Origin of the sequence: Halioglobus japonicus (assembly GCF_001983995.1) — a bacterium.
GTDB lineage: Bacteria > Pseudomonadota > Gammaproteobacteria > Pseudomonadales > Halieaceae > Halioglobus > Halioglobus japonicus.
On sequence record NZ_CP019450.1, the window covers coordinates 101,421 to 119,132 of the forward strand.

The following is a 17,712-nucleotide window of genomic DNA, read 5'->3' on the forward strand; positions in this document are numbered from 1 at the left end:
CTAACCGAAGCATGACATCCACCTATCGGCTTGGCACTTCCAGCACGAACGGACCATAGGTACGCTTACTACCTCTCGCCTCTTGCTCAATCAACCGGTAATGCAACACTTGCTGCAGGTCCGCCTCTGGATCAAGCAGTTGATATTGCGCACCCATGGGTGCGATGGGCAGCGAGGGCAGCATACGATTGTTGATCCGCGTCCAATGTCCACTGTTACTCCTCCGCTCTATATAATAACCCAAAGTACCACGCTCCTCGACGGTCTCCCAAATCAACTGCGCGACCTGGCCGTCACCATCGGGATCAAGATAGTCGATCAGCGCGGCGGCGATGTCTTCGCGTGAGCTATCTTCCAGCAGTCCAGCCTGGCTTTCATCCCAACTTGCGAGCATTGCCAGCAATACCTGCACCGGCGCCCCTTCGGATCCCACAAATTGTTCGATCGGCATTGCCTCTAGGCCGAAGCTCGCCAGGGTCACCGCTGTTGGATCCACAACGATCTGGTAGTCCTCCACCTCACCATCACTGGCGCCACCAGTGGAATCTGCCGCAGTAAGTGCATCTGTACTGATCCGAACACGCGCATAGGTAGAGTAGGACACTGAGGTGGGCAAGCCATTCCAGGAGAACAGCACCGGCGCTTGGGGCACGTCGGTATTAGGTGAGACGGTCACGCAACCGGGCGTGCCAAGATCAGACACATCGAAGCTGCCATCTGCCACCCCTGCCAGGTTGGGCACATCCAGCCAGGCGCAGACCGTTGCATCCGTATCGGCAAAATTGTTGACCGTCACGCTGGCCTGAATAGTGCCCGGCGAGGTGTAAGTGAAGGTCACCCCGTCCTCATCGTTACCGGCACTTACCTCGCTCGTATCATTGGTGTCATCGCCGTCAGCACCCGCACTGTACTGGGAAGCGCTTTCAAGATCGGGCGGAATCACACCGAGATGTGGCCCGGTGGTCACAAAGGCATTTTCTCGATCGAACACCCAGACAGCCACTTGTTCTGCCGTGTGATTGCGCTCACCATCACCGATAGTGTCTTCATCTATCGCCAGGTTAATTTCTCCTGCGGAAACAGGATCAGTCATTGCGTTGGGTGGCAGCAGCACCGCCCAACCTCCATCTGCACCATCCATAGCGGCGTGGATGGCCACACCAGAAACGTAGTCTGAGGATGAGAGCGCATAGGTATAGGGCGGTGGCGTCCCTCCAACACCCTGAATGGAATCTGTGCCAAGAAACACTTCATATGCTGCGCCATTAGCGGCAACGCTACCGATGGTGCCGCCCGTAGTCTCCACGATGATATAGCCGAGAGTCTCAGAACCACGACCGGATGTATCCTCACCCACATGCTTGCCAACACAAATGCCACCACTATCGGGCGGTGCCGTGCGTGCGCTGCAGTTGTTACTCCAAAACGCACTGAAACGAGTATCGTTAAAGCTCATGACCTGGCCGAAGACTGCAGGCTCAGTAAACGCCGGCGCCGGGCTCACATTCTCTGTCTGGCTGGTCAACCATCCGGCTGCCAGTGTGCTGCCACTAGTGAGGTCAGACTCCACTGTGCCGGCGACAATGCGACGTCCATCAGGAAGGGTGCTGTCGCCCGCCTCCACCACCAGGCAGGAAGCTTGCCAATTACCCACAAATACCCCGCCGGGGCGCTGTGCACGGACTTCGAAACTCTCGCTCGCTACATTACGAACGCGAATCACTCGCTCGGCATCCCCAGCAGAGGACAAAATGGGCGTGCAAACCACGACCGGGTCCTGATAGTCGCCGCGCAGATTCACAGTAGTCCAATTGTCGCCGCTGCCGGACACTTCCCGCGTCTCCAACAAGGGCGCCTGGCCATGAAAAGCATCCCCGTAATCAACTTCCGGTGCATCGCCAAAGTCCCTCTCGGGCGACGGTGGCGGGATGACCTCCACAATGAAATCCTCCGCCTCACCGTCCGTGGCAATGCCGACTGCATCGGCAGCAGTCAATAGGTCGCTACTGATCCTGAAACGCAGGAACGTGGTATACCCGGACTCAGGCAAACCAGTCCATGTAAGTGTCTGATCTGAAGACCCGGGAGCCACTGCAACGCAACCTTCCTCGGCCACTTCACCGGCGTCAAAACTGCCATTGACTACCGGCCCATCCATCCAGCCGCAAAGCGTCACGTCGCCGGCTGTCGGGTTTTGCGCTCGAACTGTCGCTGTAAGCGTCAGCGTCGGCGTGAAGGACAGCGCCAGACTCACCCCCGTCTCGTCACTGCCAACGCCGCGCACGCTGGTGTCGTTAAGATCATCCGCCAGCGCATTGGCATCTGACTGCGGGTCCTCACGGTCACCCGGGTTGAAACCCATATAGGGCTCTTGCAGCAGGATACCTTCGGCCGTCTCCATCAGGAAATAAGCCACGCGCTCGGCAAGATGTGTGCGGTCGTCAAACGTGGTGTCCTCGTCAATGGCAAGGTCCAACTCTCCATCGGCGAGAGGGTCACCACCGAACAGCACTGCAAATCCGCCCTGCCCGCCAATCTCGGCCGTCTGGGTAACGGTGCCCGATACAAAGTTGCCCGTCAGGCCATAGGTGTAAGGCGGCGAATTGTCCACGCCCTCTACAAACGCAGGGCCCACCGCCGCAACCCAGTTGCGTTCGTTGATGGTGCCGCTGGCGCTTTCGAAGACCATATAACCGAGGGTCTCGTTGTTGCGCACGGTGAGGTCGTCGTTTTTACCCACGTGCTTACCGACGCAGATGGCCGCCCCCGTGGGCGGATTGGCCCTGTCAGTACAATCGTGGGTCCAGAATTGGCTGTAACGGGAATCGTTAAAGCTCATGACTTGGCCCAACACGACGGGCGATGTATAAGTTTGGGCCAGGGCTGGGGTTATATTCACCGTGTCGGCGCTGTCCCAGCCGAAGAACAGCTCGAAACCGTTGGTCTCGGTGGCTTCTGTCGTCCGCGCTTCGAACTTTGGCCCGCCCACGGCAGTCAGGTCGTAATCACCCTCTTCCGCAACCAGACAATACACATCGGACGCCGCCGAGCCTGGCTGGTCACTGGGTACCTGTAGCCTGACATCGAAGCTGTTATTGGTGCGGTTGTTGACCCTGACTCCCGCCTCAGTAAGGCCAGCGTTATCCAGTTCGCGTGTACAGACGATAACGGGGCTGTCGTATACCGTGCGTAAGCTCACGGTCTGCCAGGCGTCGCCCACACCGGACGCAACCACCGTTTCCAGCAGCCCACTCTGCTGGTGACCGGCATCGCCATAGCCCGCTGCGTCGCCGTAATCCGTTTCAGGGACAGACAATTGGGGGACATCAACGGCAGCATGAATATTGGTGTTCGCAAACATCACAGCCGTAAGCGTTAATAGCAGCGCGTTAAGCCGGGGGGTCCCAACGCTGGCAGGTCTAGCAAACATGGGCGCTAGTCTATTTGTTCTGGATGTTCGGACGACACTAACAGAATCAATGAGAGAGGGTAACCCGCGGCATCAGCACAAGGTGAACAGGTTCACAGACTATATCGATTGACGGCAGTCGGTAAATGCGACTAATGAAAGGTGAGGCGGTCCTCAGATCGGCGCCCGCCGCTGCGCGATCGGCGGTCACCCTTGCCCGATTGGGTATAAAGCTCAGCACGCAGGCCGTTGAGGCCACGGCGCTCATCCATATCGTCACGACGGTCGGTGTAGTGCACATACCTGCAGTCGCAGTGATCTGCCTTACAACCGGGGACGGGGAGCGGTGGCGCATTAGCCACCAGGAAGCGCTTGCCTTTGTAGGTATTGAGTGCCGGACAATTGCCCACGCAAGAAACGGAGTGCCACTGTTCGACCGCGGCTGATTGTCGGGTTCTGCGTTTGGAGGGCGGCTGACTGGCCCTGGCATCCCGCCAGCTGCCGTAGATCCTCAACACGAGCAGACTCATCAACACAATGACTAACGCAAACAGCATTCCCTGGTACATCCTGTACCTCCCGCGTGTTCAGCGACTCCAGCTTCTCTGAAGTATAGACAGGAATTCGCAGGGTGGTTATTTTTCGACCAACCACAACCCTGGGGTCAGGTCTTATTTTTCTCAGACAAACCCTTGTCTGAGAAAAATAAGACCTGACCCCAGGGTTTTATTTGCGGCGGGCGTGGCCTATGAGGGCCGCCAGGGCCAATACAGACATCACCAGGTAGAACAGCGGCATCACCGGCACGCCGAACAGCTCGTTGCGGGACAGGCCGCGGTGGTGGCTGGGGTCAGTGTCTTCCACGGTGTCGGGCAGAACGCCTGGGCCTACGCCGGATGCGGTGCCCTCGTTCCGGTACTGGCCACTGGTAACGACCGTGTCGCCCGTACAGGTCTCGGTAGCGCCTGGCATCATGACAGGAATGGGGTTGCCCGAGGGGCAGTCCACCGTCACACCCTGGTCATCGGTCACCAAGACAGTAGCCACCGGCACCGCACTCTCGTTCGTCACCTGGTATGTGAAATTGGCGGTAGAACCTACCTGCAACAAGGGCCCTGGCGGGTTGTCAGCGTCATCGCCATTAGTGGCTTTCTCGATATCGATCGTCAGATCTCCAAAGCCCCTATCATCGATATAACCGAAGTGATGACTGGGGTCACTGGAAAGCAGAGGGTCACCGAGGAGGCTAGTGCCCACCGCAGTGCCCAGGTTACTGTATTGGCCGCGACCCACTGTCCCGAGACCCACACAGTAGCCGAAGCCACCGACAGGAATCTCGGCAATAGGATTTCCTCCGGCACAGAATACCTGCACGCCCCGGTCATCGGTGATCTCAACCTGCTCTAGCGGCACGTCACCTGTATTTTGTGGCACGTAGACAAAAATCAGTGGAGAGCCCTCCTCCAGCAGCGGGCCCGGCGGAGTATCGGCATCCACCCCGTTGGTATACTTCTCTATCGACAATCCGGGCGAGCTCTCACCACCAAAGTAGTGAGAGGGGTCAATATCATCAACCTCTTCGCTGTCAGGGCCAATACCGGTAATAGTGGCAATGTTGGCGTACTGCCCTTGCTGGGCGACACCACCTACGGTGTAGATCCATGTTTCGTTGGGATCGAGTATGCCATCGTTGTTATCGTCGCCCATTTGCGGGCCGGCGATAATACCCAACTGGTCATCCTCCAGTACCACCTGCTCTAGCGGCGTGGCTGAGGCTCCGGTATTGGTCACCACATATTCCCAGGTAACCGCGTCACCCACGTCCAGATTGGGCCCGGGAGGCAAGTCGGCGTCCTCGCCGTTGGTAGACTTCTCCACATTGATGGCATTTTCGAAGCCAAAGTAATGCGAGGGATCCTCGTCCTCCACCACAGAACCCAGGGGGTCTCTGCCGAATACACTACCGATGTTGGCATACATACCTGGGGCGGCCACGCCCTGGGCTTCATAGAGCCACTGTTCGCCCACATCCAGCAGATTGTTGTTGTTGTCGTCGCCGCTCTTATAGACAGGTACTTCGCCCTGATTATCAGTCACCGCGACATCCTCAAGCGCGTCGTTGCCCGTATTGATAATGACATAGCCCCACTCCACCGGGTCGCCGATGGGAATCCGGGTGGCCGCATCGGGCGTGTCGGCGTCAATGCCGTTGGTGAATTTCTCGATGGCAATACCCGGGCTGGCACCAAAGTAATGGGACAGGTCAAAGTCGCCTACCACACTGCTGGGATTGTTAGGATCCTCAGCAGCGGGCACCGCTAGAGCAATACCAACGTTGGTGTATTGGCCGGGCTGGGAGGTGCCACTGGCTGTGCACACTGCTGAGTCTGTGGGATTCAGCACCACGTTCGGGCAGGTCACCTCGCTCAGTGGCAACTTGGAGTCCAGCACACCAAGCAGGCGCAGAGGGATGTTACCGGAGTTCGTCGCCTCATAAGTCCAGTTAACCGGATCCCCTACCTCGATGAAGGGACCTGTGGGGATGTCGGCGTCCTCGCCATTGGTGGCCTTCTCCAGGCTCAAAGCAGGAGTGGCACCGAAATAGTGAGACGGGTCGGTATCGGTGGCTGGCGTGCCTCCGGCCGGATTCACCGCCGTGACCAACGCCACATTGCGGTACTGCCCTTCTGTTGCGAAGCCACGCACTGAGCAAATCGCCGGAGGACCACCTGGCAGTAACACAATGTTCGGGCAGGTTCCCACCACACCTAACTGATCGTCAACAACCGTCCAGTCGTCGATGGGGTAGTTGCCCACGTTGCTAATCGTGTATGTCCAGTTCACACCAGCACCGCGCGCCAATATCGGCCCGGGTGGAGTATCAGCATCTTCGCCGTTAGTGGACTTTTCAATATCCACCTGAATATCGAGCCCGAAATAATGCGAGGGGTCTGCATCCGACACCGTCTGGATAGAGCCCTTAGCGCTTACCTGTCCACGGTTTGCATACTGCCCGGCAATCGCTGTGCCACTGCCGATATAAACCCACGTTTCAGTGATGTCGAGCAGGCCATTGTTGTTCAGGTCACCGCTGCGGAAGAACACTGACACGCCCTGATCGTCGATTACGACGACATCAGAGAGTGGCTCAGATCCGGTATTGCGTACCTCGTAGCGCCATTCAACATTGCGGCCCTGACGTATAAAGGGACCCGGGGCCGATCGGCATCTTGATCATTGGTGAACTTTTCAATGCTGACGCCCGGTTCCACCTCAAAGTAATGAGAAGGGTCAGCAGCCGACACTGGCGTGCCATAGCTGTCCACCGCATTCACGGTGGCATCGTTGCGGAATTGCCCGCTGAATGGGTTGCCTTGCGGCGTCTCGCCCGCCACGCCGGTGGCGGTACACAACATGGATTCTCCCTGTATCAGCTCCGTCTTGGGACAATTTACGGACTGCACTTCACCCTGAAACGCATTGGGTTCAGTCACCAAATCCGTAATACTGATACTGCTGAGCGTGGTGTTCCCAGTGTTGGTTACCTCGTAAGTCCAGTTCACAGCATCGCCACGAGGGATGATTGGCCCTGTCGGCGTGTCCGCGTCCAGGCCGTCGGTAAGTTTTTCCAAAGTGATTGAGGGCGCGGGATCCGCCAGGTTAAACAGCTTACAGGTGACAATAGATTCTTCCGGCACCGTGATCTCAAAGAAGCCATCGCCGACATCATCGAGATTTAGCGTTGTATCGGGTGTATCCGGCGTGCGGAAGGTGCAGTTAGTGAGATCGGGGTCATTGGTAAAGCCAGCCTGAACAACTTCGGTGGCAGTAAAGCCCGAAGGACCGACCTCGTCTGCAGGACGCCATTGATACGTTGCAAATCCCGAGGCATCCGTGAGTGTGCTCTTTGGGCCAGTGGCAGGATCTTCCTGTACCGGCAGGATCCAGGCGTAATCGCCATTGACGCCAGGAGCGTCCACATCACCAGTAATGCCCCAGTTGGCGCCAGGAACCCCATCGCTGGTGGTGCCAGGGTCGGGGGTGAGGTCGAGGATTTTCTCTACAGTCACTGAAGGCGAACACAGCTGGAATGCTGCTTCGCGCAACGCGTCTTCCAATTCTGAAAAATTCGGCTGCCGATACACGTCATCGGTGCTGATATCGAAGGGGTCGCCATCGTCAGGATAAACGTCGTCACCGGAAATCTTCTTGATGCGATCCAAAGAAGACGTGGAGGTAACGCCTTTGCCCACCGCCACCACGAGAATATGCGAGCCCTGTGACTTGAGGTTATTGGCATTGGCCACAGCGCGGTCGGCCGCCGGGTTTTTGTTGGAATCGGTGGTTTCGTTGTTGTCCAGAGGAACCTTGTTGTAATACTCAGCTGTAGTCACGCGATCGTTTCGAATCACGCGGGTGGGATCGCCGTCGGTGATAAACACCGTCAGGTGAGGTACGTTGAACGAGGGGCGAGGTGCGAAAGCAGACCCCGCAATACCCATGCGCAGGCCATCCTCCCAATTGGTATTACCATTAGGGTTGTAATCAGAATCCACGTAAGTGTCGAGAAAGACTTTGGTCTGGTCGGTAACGGTAATGTAGTCGCCGGGCTGGAACGGCCCGATGCCTGGCAGCCTGGCCACCCTGGAAAACTCCGCCACCGCCATGGACGAACTGGTGTTCTTAATCGCGGCGGTAAATGCCTTGAACGCCGTGCGAACATTGCCAGCGTTACTGCCGATAGAGCCCGACTCATCGAGAATCATCAACACGTTCAGGCCACAGGCCTGATCGAGATCCGGGTTGACGACCGGGCTTTCTGTAGCACGCACGACTGCGTGCCCCTCGTGACTTGCCACGAAGGTCAGTGTGACAACTGCTGTGGCCACCAGCGCGGTACTGGCAGCACGTGACGCTATAGAAAAAAGGCGCAATCCGTCACCCTTGAATCAGCTTCCAAAACAGCTTCGCCCTGAATCCAGACGAAGTCAAGTCAGGCATAATTCGATCACCCACACTCTCAAGACTAAAATTCGGCCGCTACCTGCGTCGCTGTATCACTGCGACTAGGATACCAATCCCCTGCCCGCGCCAGCTCGCGCTCTCTGCTGCTGCGGTCCCTTGAATACCAAAACGAATGGTCCACACGATGATGGTCCCAGCCATGACAGTGGCGACGCTCGTGATCCAAAGTGCTGCGCTGTCCGCGCTCACCTATCCATATATCGCACACGTCGCCCTGCAACTTGGCGCAGCCAAGTGCAAAGAAGTTGCCGCAGATTTCCTGCACATTGGAAACGCGATGAATCCGAATCTCTGGATCCGCCAACTTTTCGTAGTTGTAGATGGTTTCCCAGGTGCCAATGCCGCGGTCGTGAAGCCAGTCGGCGGGGCCGTAGTTGTAGCTGGCCCAATCGCCGGAGGCACACCCACCAAGCACCAAAGTAGATAAAACCAGGACAGCGCCCAAGCACCGAAACTTTAGCTGTTCTTTCTGCATCGCCCTCGCCCTCTTCGCTTGTGTACGCAAGCTCTACAACAACTTCGCGGCGGCGCTGTGCGCCATTCACACAGCATCGCTACACACTGCTTTTATCGACTCACACGAGGGTAACTTAAGGATTACGCGCAATGGGTGGCCTCCTCCGCCAAGTACGCTCAAGATTCAAGCCATGGCGTCGATAAGGATGAGAATATGGTCAGCAGCCCAGAAGCTGGGCAGAAATCAAGCGTTGTGACTATATTTAAAAGAACGCGTGGTAACCGCCGAACGCTGTCCATAGATACAAGAGCGTCAGGCGACCAAGACAAGCATGGAAGATGTCACTGACACTGACAGGGCCCTCACAGGCCCGAAGAAGGACTCTCGTTATGCAAGCCAATACGGCGAACGACACCCAGACCTATCCCGCAGAGAGTATTCCCGCAGGCCCCTACGACCCTCGAGCCTTCCGGGAACTATCGCCACGTGCGGCCCCACCTGCCAAAAGCGATTCAGAGCACCTACGGCAAGGCGCCGTACATGATCTCAACAACCTCTTGCATATCGCCTTCACCAACCTGTTTCTGCTCGTGCAGGAGCAGGATAAAAACACCCAGCGCGCCAATGAGGAAATTGGCGATGCGCTGTGCGCCCTTCAGGACGCCATCACCAACCTAACTCGCTTGTCTAGCAAAAACGACAATGGCGAGGACCTCATCTCTGTCGCAAGAGTGAACTACAGTATGAATGTTGTGTATGGCTGGACCCATCGCACCGTATTTCAGGGCAGGGTCAGCTACTCAGAGCCCGAGCAGGGGCTCTATGCCACCGTGAATGCCCACTTCCTCGAATCGGCCATTCTTAACCTGTGCCTGAACGCGCGGTCAGCCGTGAAAGGGAAACACGACGGGGGAATCCGCCTGATACTCGAGCAGGCCAGTGTCGGTCGCGGTGAGGAACTGGCGCCCGGCAACTACGTGAAGATAACCGTTTCCGACAATGGCGTGGGCATGGGATCGGAGCAGATTAGGTGCCTGTTACAGCCAGGATCCTGTGAATGCCGCTTGTGCGATTCGCGCGATCAGGATGGCCGCGGGCTGGGGCTGAAAATGGTGCAGCGCTTTGCCAGCGACGCTGGCGGCGGCGTGCGCATTGTCAGCACGCCAGGTAAGGGTACCGACGTCACGATACTGCTGCCGGCGGCCGCGGGCCCGCAGGCCCGGTAATTTCTCAGGCAAAAAAAAGCGCGACGAGTTTGGAGCTACCCCTCGCCGCGCAAACACAGAACCGCTTAAATCCGTAGACGATTGCCATCCTCTTGCTGTGACCATGGGAAGTAGAGCGCATCCTCAGGAGACTCCATGGGCAGAACGACCACCAGCAGTTCCGTAAAGGTGCCTGTGAGATTCAACTCTCCGACGTAACGGCCGCCAATCAACGCCGTCCGCAGCTGACAGGCGTCGAAGTCAATCTCATAGCCCGCCCCGCTCTCTTCGTATTCAGCACAGACCAGCAGAAACGCCTCTTCTTCCAGCATGGATGACACATCCACATCAACGCTAATCTTGAAGGAGTCATCGAAATCGAAACCCTCAGGTACGACCAGGTCCATGGTTTCGGTGGCAGACTGCCCCAGCAAGGCATCCACACCAAAGCCGGGCTGCTCGAGCATCATATGTTCAGCTGTATCGTACAGCCGCGCGTTGACCAGCCGGGCGATGTGCTTGGGCTTGCGCTCCGGGTCGAGGGCCAAAAACGCCGCGTAGTTTTGTTCACCGCTGGCGGTGAGCCGACCGGCGAGCACATCCAGCGCCGGGCGCACCTCTTCCACTGGCAGATTCAACACCTGGTTGGCCATGGCTGTGGTGATGGCATTCATCGATGCGTACCCGCTGACCAGTCCCTCGGCGGACAAGCTGAACATATTGCCGAACACCACGACCCGGTAACAGGTTTCCTCGGCACAGGCTTCGATGAGAATCGGCTCATCGGGGCGCTCTGCAAGTTCCGGATAGTCCGTCAAGACGTCGCTGAAATCGAAGTCGCCGCTGAAGTAGCCGCCCTCCTCTTCATGGGCCTCACCGGTGCGTGTGGCCACCGCGCTCTGGCGATCATCCCAGCGGTACAGTGTGGCAATCGATCCCACCGGCAGGGGGCTGCTAATACACCCGCCCATGGCTGCCAGGACAGCGGCCGTGAGGCCAGCTTTAAGTACGGCTCTGATAGACGTCATCATGAACATTACTCCTGGAACAGTTTTGAGGTAACGGCGTTTTCGGTGCGGTACCAATCGCTATTGGCACTGCCGCCGCTGCTCGCATAGGGCTCGAACGAGGGATATGTTTGCGCGATATCGTGAGCCTCCTCCGGGTGATCCCAGGAGTCGCCGATCACGATGGCAAAGGGCAGGCCGGACGCGGTCTGGTAGTAACGGCCAGCGCTCGGGTTCGAGGCATCATCCCCACTGCCAAGCAGGCTTGTGTCAGCTTTCCCTGTGGGCGGTTTGCCCTTCAGATGCACCTCAACTCGGCGCGCGCTCTCGCCAAAGATAAAGGGATTGAACAGCAGATCGTCAATGGCGTCGTCAGACACATCGCCACTCACCGGCACCGAGAGCGTAAAGCGGCTCTCAGACGTACCGCCGCAATAGTCTTCCGTGCGGAAAAACTCGCAGCCTTCGCCGCGGGTGACGTAGTCGTGGGCGTCGTCATAGACAATAAACACCGCATTCTCATAACCGGCACCTTCCTCGAGGAATGCGCGGGTCTGATAGGTGCCGTTAATCTTCAGTGACATATTGTCCTGATCCACGGCCGAGCGTGGCAGCCCAGGAATTTCCACGGCAAAACCACTGTGTATCGAGGCGCCAATAGCGAGAATCTCTCCGGATACTTCGATGGAGTACACCGAACGGTTAGCCGGGTCGTTGTCCAGCGCAACGGTGTTAAGTTGAGTGCTGTAGCTCATCACCAGGTCATTCATGTCGTAGTCGCCGGTCGCGGGCCACAGGTCCTCATACGCCAACGTCACACTGCCGCTTTCGGAGGGGTAGAAGCTGGTAGTGACCCGGCGGCCATACAGTTCAACCGGATAGTCCTCGACCTCACCGCCGCTGGCACCGCCGGTGGGCGGCAATTTAGGCGTATCGGACACTCTGAATCGCGCCCAGCTGGAGCCAGTTTGCAGATCTGCAGGCATATCCAGGGAAAGGACTTGCGTCTCGTCGTTGATCACACGACCCTGAAGAATTTGCTCATCGTCTTCAAACTCGCCGTTGATATTGAAATCAATCCAAGCGTTTACATAACCGTTCCCGGTGGTTTTTACCGAGATTAACGCTTTTTGTCCGGCGGCGATGTCGGTGATAAAGCTGACACCGTCCTCATCGTCAGATCCCATGCTGTCGTCCGATTCAACCCCAAGAGGCGCCTGGACCTCGCTATCGACAAGATTACCGAGGATGGGAGCACCGTCCTCGAGTTGGTGGCGGGCGCCGTTGCTGTCAAAGGTAGTGCCGTAACTGTCGGGAGCATCACCAAAATCGATCTCGGTGGTAGGTAGTGGTGCTACCGGCGCCAACGCGCAGCGGGCGCCATCGTTCTGGAAGGATTTCGGGCCCTGGGCGTAGGGCTCCACCTCAAGATCGCTACTGCTGACATCCACGCGGAAAATACGGCCGTCGGTGTTGCGGCTGAAATACAATCTGCCGTCCAGATCAAAATATACCGCCCCGAAGGTACCGCGCTCAGGCAACCGACCCATGAAATTTACTGTACCGTTGTCGGGATTGATGGCGACCAGATCACCTGCAGAGGTCACAGAGTACAACGTCCCATTGCTTGGGTGGAAGGCCATATCGTATATCGATAGCGACAATGAACTGCCATCGGTGATGCGCTGCGGGTTGAGGTAGTTGCCCGAACTCTCGTCCAGGGAAATCCGCCACAGTCCGTGGGTGCCACCGCTGCCGCGTTTGTAAATGTAATAGTCACTACCGCTAATCGAGACATCACCCACGAAAAAATTATCGTCGATAAGCTGTGTCAGGGTGAGTGGCGTGAGGCTGTAATCCTCCCCAAGACGGGCAATGGTTTTGTGCTGGTAACTCCAACCATACATATAGCCGTCCTCGTAGTTGAACCCCACACCGTTGTACTTGCTACTGGTACCGATGTTGGTGGCCAGTGTTTCGACGTAACCCGTTGAGAGATCGACACCGTAGAGTTTCGCTGTCGAACCCTGAACGAGAAACGCCTGCGTGGGGCAAGAAGAGAATGGTGATGCGTTAACAATGCCACTCAAACACATCAGTGATGTAGAGAGCGACACGTTCAGTAAACCTTTCGTGACCCTCATCTACATGTCTCTTTCTGATAGCCCTCCGTTGGTAAAGCAAGGAACTTGCCAGCGTCGTGAAACGTAGTGGTGACAAGGGCTACAGTCAGAATGCGCGCATCGCTAGCATGCTTGTGTCCCGAAATTATTTGCGTTTTGCAACCCATACCGGGAAGCCCCTCAGCCACTGTGAATGACGTAGTGTTCCTATCGGCTTTGCGGGGCGAGTGATTCAGTCAGACAAGCAGGGAAAGCGCAGAAATGAAGCGTGAACCTCATGCCTGCGCCGCGGTAGAAGCGCCAGCGAGGGGGTATTGAGATTACAGGGATGCCACCTGAAATTCGTCTCGCCACCACCAGAACATTTGATCGATCTCACCCGCCGCATTGAGCGTGAGTGAGTACTTGAACAGTTTGCCCTCAGGCCACCAACCGCAGCCCGTGGCGTATAGCATCGCTTCTCCCGTGACAGTCACCGGATCTCGGGTCCACTCGGTGGAGCGAATGACTAGTTTCTGTTGGTCGTACAGTCGAAGGTGTCCTGATACACAGAGCGCATCTCGCCGATACCCACCCAACTTTCGTACTTGACGTTATCGGCCCACAGCATCGCCAGGGCATCCGTATCACCCTGCGACCAGTTGTCTGCCAATTGCTCGGGAATCTTCTTCTCAGCCTCGAAGGGCTCGTAGCTGCAATCGAACGCTTGCGGCTCAAGGAAGGATTTGGCCATGTGGTAACCCACACCACAGGCCGCGCCGATGAGGAGATTAAAGCCCGCGAGGTTGGAACAACTAAGACCATAGCAAATGGGGTTAACGGTACTGGCGTATTTGGCGCGATCAGCACAGTTGTAGCTCTTCTCAACCACAGACCCCATCATGAGTTTTACAGGGATGAGGATAGGGCCTAAGGGGTTGGCCTCCATCGCGCCTTCCACGACTGTAAGTGCGTATCCCGTGGATGCCAGGTCGGCCATATTAGCGCGATCTATAGATTGGCCTTGTTCGGTCGACGCACAACCCGCGACCAAAACAGCCGTCATGATAGCCAGAAGCCATTTACAAAAGATTGTTTTCATCAGCCTGCCTCTTCACCTACGAATAGACAGGTAATGGGCAAATAACTTGCCCAGTATGGACCGGCCCAGTAGCAGCAGGCCTTAAGCGCTGAACCAGCGTTAGCTGCAAAACGTTGATAGGCAAATCACGTTTTATTTTTCGAGACATATCGAAAAAAAGGGGCCCGGAGGGCCCCTTTATCCTGATGCAGATGATCAACCGAAGGGATGACGCAGCACGATCGTCTCAACACGATCCGGGCCGGTGGAGATGATGTCGATAGGTGCACCGACAACCTCTTCGATTTTCTTGATGTAATCGCGGGCCGCCTGGGGCAGCGCATCGAGCGACTGGGCACCGAGGGTAGAATCGCTCCAGCCGGGGACTTCTTCGTACACCGGGTGCAGGCCTTCGTAGTCGTCGGAATCCACGGGGTTCGGTACAGCGTTGCCATCGGCATCGGCGTAGCCCACACAAATCTGAATGGACTCCAGACCGTCGAGCACGTCGAGCTTGGTCAGGCACAGGCCACTTACCGAGTTGATGTTAACGGCGTTGCGCAGGGCCACGGCGTCGAACCAGCCGCAGCGGCGCGGACGCCCGGTGGTGGCACCAAACTCGTGGCCCTTCTCGGCCAGATGGGCACCGGTTTCATCAAACAGTTCAGTCGGGAATGGGCCGGAGCCGACACGGGTGGTGTAGGCCTTTGTAATACCCAGCACATAATCCAGGTACAGCGGGCCAAAACCGGAGCCGGTGGCGGTGCCGCCGGCGGTGGTGTTGGAGCTAGTCACGTAGGGGTAGGTGCCGTGGTCGATATCCAGCAGCGAACCCTGGGCGCCTTCGAACATGATCTTGGCGTTGGTCTGGCGGCACTCGTGCAGCATGGCGGTAACGTCAGCGATCAGCGGCTTGAGCTCCTCGCCCATGGCCAGCGTTTCTTCCAGCACCTTGCCGTAATCCAGTGGCTCTACCTGGTAGTAATGCTCCAGGGCGAAGTTGTGGTACTCCATGACTTCCTTGAGCTTGCGGGCAAAGCGGTCCTTGTCCTGGAGATCGCCCAGACGCAGGCCACGACGGGCGACTTTGTCTTCGTAAGCGGGGCCGATGCCACGGCCGGTGGTGCCGATTTTCTCATTGCCGCGCTTGGCCTCACGGGCCTGATCCAGGGCCACGTGGTAGGGCAGGATGAGCGGACAGGCCGGAGATATCTTCAGGCGTTCACGCACAGGGACACCGGCCTCTTCCAGGCCGTTCATTTCCTTGAGCAGCGCGTCGGGGGCCAGCACCACGCCATTGCCGATCAGGCACTGTACGTTCTCGCGTAAAATGCCGGATGGGATCAGGTGGAGAACGGTTTTCTCGCCGTCGATGACCAGCGTATGGCCCGCATTGTGGCCACCCTGGAAGCGCACTACAGCGCTAGCCTGGTCGGTGAGAAGATCGACGATTTTACCTTTGCCCTCGTCGCCCCACTGGGTGCCGAGAACTACTACGTTTTTGCTCATGGTGTTGCTTTCTCCGCCGTCATTCCGGCGAAGGCCGGAATCCAGTGAGGGTTGGGTTTGCCACTCACGGTTTCTGGATTCCCGCTTTCGCGGGAATGACGATTACTTTAGTGAACTATAAATTCTGAACCATCCAACCTTCGTCGGAACCCACCAGCTCCCGGTCACAGCGGGCATCTGACGCGCCGCCCAGGGTGTTGATCACAATCTCGCCGTCCGCGCGCAGTGCCTCTACTTTCGCCAGCAGCTCTGGGTCGTCGCTGTCGGGCATGCTGATCGCGCCCTGGGCTGCCTTAGCAACCGGGGCCAGCGCCATCAGCGCCTTCAAATCGGTGGCAAAGCCGGTGGCAGGACGGGCCCGGCCGAAGACTTCACCTACATCATTGTAGCGCCCACCGTTGGCCAGCGCCTGGCCGTGGCCGGGCACATAGGCGGCAAATACAATGCCGGTGTGATAGTGATAGCCGCGCAGCTCTGCGAGGTCAAAGTAAATGTTAATGTCCGGGCGCTGGCGGCGGATATCGGTGGCCACGTCTGCCAGGGCTTCTACCGCGGCCAGGGCCTCGGGAGCGTGCTCGGCGAACAGCTCGCGGGCGTCGGCCAGTACGCTGTCGTCGCCGTGTAAATCCACCAGTCCGACAATGAGCTCAGCCGTGGCCTCGGGGATATCGGCCTTGGCCAGCGCTTCGGTTAGGTCAGGGACAGATTTACGCTGCAAGCAATCGAAGATAGTGGCCTCGAGCTCGGCGTCCAGTCCGGCGCTAGCGAGCACTGCCTCGTAAATGCCCACGTGGCCGAGGTCCAGGGTAATGGTGTTTTCAAGCTGGGCCGCGTCGAGGGTGGCCAGCATCAGGCGAATCACCTCCACATCGGCGGCCAGGCTGTCGTCTCCGTAAAGCTCGGCGCCCAACTGGATGGGCGAACGCGAGGCCATGAGCGACTTGGGCCGGGTGTGCAGGGTGGAGCCGGCATAGCACAGGCGAGACACCCCTTCCGGGGCCAGGCTGTGGGCGTCGATACGCGCCACCTGGGGGGTGATATCCGCGCGCACGCCCATGGTGCGGCCGGAGAGCTGGTCGGTGAGCTTGAAGGTGAGCAGGTCGAGGTCCTGCCCCAGGCCAATCAGCAGGGAATCGGTGAATTCCACCAGCGGCGGAATCACCAGTTCGTAGCCCCAGGCCCGGAATAAATCGAGCAGGCGGCGGCGCAGGCGCTCTACCGTGGCTGCCTGTGCGGGAAGCACTTCCTCTATGCCGTCTGGCAATTGCCAGCGATCAACCGATGTCATCTGGAATCCTACCTGGAACCCTAGTTAAAAACGTAAAGCAAAAACACCCCCAGCAGCATGCTGCCGAGGCCGATGTTGCGAATCACGCGGTCTTCCATCTGCGCCACGAGCGCCAGCATGTTGCGCCAGCGATTGGGGCTGATGAAGGGCATCGCGCCCTCAATAATAAAAACCAGTGCCAGGGCCACCGGGAGAACCTGCCAAAAGTCCACTTTTTCCCCTCAAAAACGGCCAGACACAAAAAAACCGCGGCTTCATCGCTTGTGGCTCAAACGACAAATCCCACGGCTGCGGGATGCTACCACAGAATGGTGTCTGGAAGGGAATGGATTATGCTGTGAAAAAGGCGCGAAGTTGGGGGAGGACGATCACAGCGATAGTGAGACCCTGCGCCCATATGACGAGGCGAAACTTGGCATCAACCTGTGCTTTGAACGCCTCCAGGCGCGCATCCAGATATTCTCTTGTCACCAAATCTTCCATAGTGATCTTGAATGCCTCAGCAAGCATTTCACCCTGAGCTTCAGCCTGTTTACGGCTAAAGCCGGCCTCCTGTCGATGGCGGGCAGACTTCAGTGTATCAAATGTCGTTGTGGCCATGGAAAACCCCCGGATCGTACAGAGTAGTC

General features: G+C 57.6%; 14 protein-coding genes. 1 reads left to right on the forward strand and 13 read right to left on the reverse strand.

What is annotated here, in order from left to right:
• Positions 1-22: 22 nt before the first annotated feature.
• The 5 genes from BST95_RS00505 to BST95_RS00525 all read right to left on the reverse strand — a co-directional run bounded on the left by BST95_RS00505 (position 23) and on the right by BST95_RS00525 (position 8,879).
• Positions 23-3,430, reverse strand: a complete 3,408-nt coding sequence (locus BST95_RS00505) for a GEVED domain-containing protein (protein WP_146004258.1) — start codon at positions 3,428-3,430, stop codon at positions 23-25.
• A 131-nt stretch (positions 3,431-3,561) separates the two neighbouring features.
• Positions 3,562-3,966 carry a hypothetical protein gene (locus BST95_RS00510; protein ID WP_146004259.1) on the reverse strand — a complete coding sequence of 135 codons (405 nt, stop codon included), beginning with the start codon at positions 3,964-3,966 and terminating at the stop codon, positions 3,562-3,564.
• Positions 3,967-4,135: 169 nt separating this feature from the next.
• Positions 4,136-6,520, reverse strand: a complete 2,385-nt coding sequence (locus BST95_RS00515) for a DUF7507 domain-containing protein (RefSeq protein WP_157114432.1) — start codon at positions 6,518-6,520, stop codon at positions 4,136-4,138.
• Positions 6,521-6,534: 14 nt separating this feature from the next.
• Positions 6,535-8,241, reverse strand: a complete 1,707-nt coding sequence (locus BST95_RS00520; RefSeq protein ID WP_157114433.1) for a vWA domain-containing protein — start codon at positions 8,239-8,241, stop codon at positions 6,535-6,537.
• Positions 8,242-8,435: 194 nt separating this feature from the next.
• Entirely contained in the window at positions 8,436-8,879 is a 444-nt protein-coding gene (locus tag BST95_RS00525; RefSeq protein ID WP_157114434.1) for a hypothetical protein, read from the reverse strand.
• Positions 8,880-9,280: 401 nt separating this feature from the next.
• On the opposite strand from BST95_RS00525, the gene BST95_RS00530 reads away from it, so the two are divergent.
• A complete protein-coding gene (locus BST95_RS00530; RefSeq protein ID WP_169843808.1) occupies positions 9,281-10,117 on the forward strand; it encodes an ATP-binding protein in 837 nt (278 codons plus the stop codon).
• A 65-nt stretch (positions 10,118-10,182) separates the two neighbouring features.
• On the opposite strand, the gene BST95_RS00535 is transcribed toward BST95_RS00530, so the two are convergent.
• The 8 genes from BST95_RS00535 to BST95_RS00565 all read right to left on the reverse strand — a co-directional run bounded on the left by BST95_RS00535 (position 10,183) and on the right by BST95_RS00565 (position 17,683).
• Positions 10,183-11,127: a hypothetical protein gene (locus tag BST95_RS00535; protein WP_146004261.1), complete on the reverse strand. Its 945-nt coding sequence runs from the start codon at positions 11,125-11,127 to the stop codon at positions 10,183-10,185.
• A gap of 5 nt (positions 11,128-11,132) precedes the next feature.
• Complete coding sequence (locus BST95_RS00540; protein ID WP_084197725.1) at positions 11,133-13,247, reverse strand: LruC domain-containing protein; 2,115 nt, start codon at positions 13,245-13,247, stop codon at positions 11,133-11,135.
• Positions 13,248-13,546: 299 nt separating this feature from the next.
• A complete protein-coding gene (locus BST95_RS20795; RefSeq protein ID WP_268245015.1) occupies positions 13,547-13,681 on the reverse strand; it encodes a hypothetical protein in 135 nt (44 codons plus the stop codon).
• A 53-nt stretch (positions 13,682-13,734) separates the two neighbouring features.
• The gene (locus BST95_RS00545; protein ID WP_146004262.1) at positions 13,735-14,205 is read right to left on the reverse strand and encodes a hypothetical protein; all 471 of its coding nucleotides are present in this window, start codon (positions 14,203-14,205) and stop codon (positions 13,735-13,737) included.
• Between the two features lie 297 nt (positions 14,206-14,502).
• Positions 14,503-15,795 (reverse strand): adenylosuccinate synthase, encoded by a 1,293-nt coding sequence (locus tag BST95_RS00550; RefSeq protein ID WP_084197727.1) that lies wholly within the window; start codon positions 15,793-15,795, stop codon positions 14,503-14,505.
• Between the two features lie 115 nt (positions 15,796-15,910).
• Positions 15,911-17,083: an ATP phosphoribosyltransferase regulatory subunit gene (locus BST95_RS00555; protein WP_084197728.1), complete on the reverse strand. Its 1,173-nt coding sequence runs from the start codon at positions 17,081-17,083 to the stop codon at positions 15,911-15,913.
• A gap of 20 nt (positions 17,084-17,103) precedes the next feature.
• Positions 17,104-17,271 (reverse strand): DUF2065 domain-containing protein, encoded by a 168-nt coding sequence (locus tag BST95_RS00560; protein ID WP_229801901.1) that lies wholly within the window; start codon positions 17,269-17,271, stop codon positions 17,104-17,106.
• Positions 17,272-17,413: 142 nt separating this feature from the next.
• A complete protein-coding gene (locus tag BST95_RS00565) occupies positions 17,414-17,683 on the reverse strand; it encodes a CCDC90 family protein (protein WP_084197729.1) in 270 nt (89 codons plus the stop codon).
• Positions 17,684-17,712: the final 29 nt, after the last annotated feature.

Coding starts and splice junctions, on each gene's coding strand:
- BST95_RS00505 (WP_146004258.1), bottom strand. CDS start 3,430: ATGTTTGCTAGACCTGCCAGCGTTGGGACCCCCCGGCTTAACGCGCTG.
- BST95_RS00510 (WP_146004259.1), bottom strand. CDS start 3,966: ATGCTGTTTGCGTTAGTCATTGTGTTGATGAGTCTGCTCGTGTTGAGG.
- BST95_RS00530 (WP_169843808.1), top strand. CDS start 9,281: ATGCAAGCCAATACGGCGAACGACACCCAGACCTATCCCGCAGAGAGT.
- BST95_RS00535 (WP_146004261.1), bottom strand. CDS start 11,127: ATGATGACGTCTATCAGAGCCGTACTTAAAGCTGGCCTCACGGCCGCT.
- BST95_RS00540 (WP_084197725.1), bottom strand. CDS start 13,247: ATGAGGGTCACGAAAGGTTTACTGAACGTGTCGCTCTCTACATCACTG.
- BST95_RS20795 (WP_268245015.1), bottom strand. CDS start 13,681: ATGCTATACGCCACGGGCTGCGGTTGGTGGCCTGAGGGCAAACTGTTC.
- BST95_RS00545 (WP_146004262.1), bottom strand. CDS start 14,205: ATGGCCGACCTGGCATCCACGGGATACGCACTTACAGTCGTGGAAGGC.
- BST95_RS00550 (WP_084197727.1), bottom strand. CDS start 15,795: ATGAGCAAAAACGTAGTAGTTCTCGGCACCCAGTGGGGCGACGAGGGC.
- BST95_RS00555 (WP_084197728.1), bottom strand. CDS start 17,083: ATGACATCGGTTGATCGCTGGCAATTGCCAGACGGCATAGAGGAAGTG.
- BST95_RS00565 (WP_084197729.1), bottom strand. CDS start 17,683: ATGGCCACAACGACATTTGATACACTGAAGTCTGCCCGCCATCGACAG.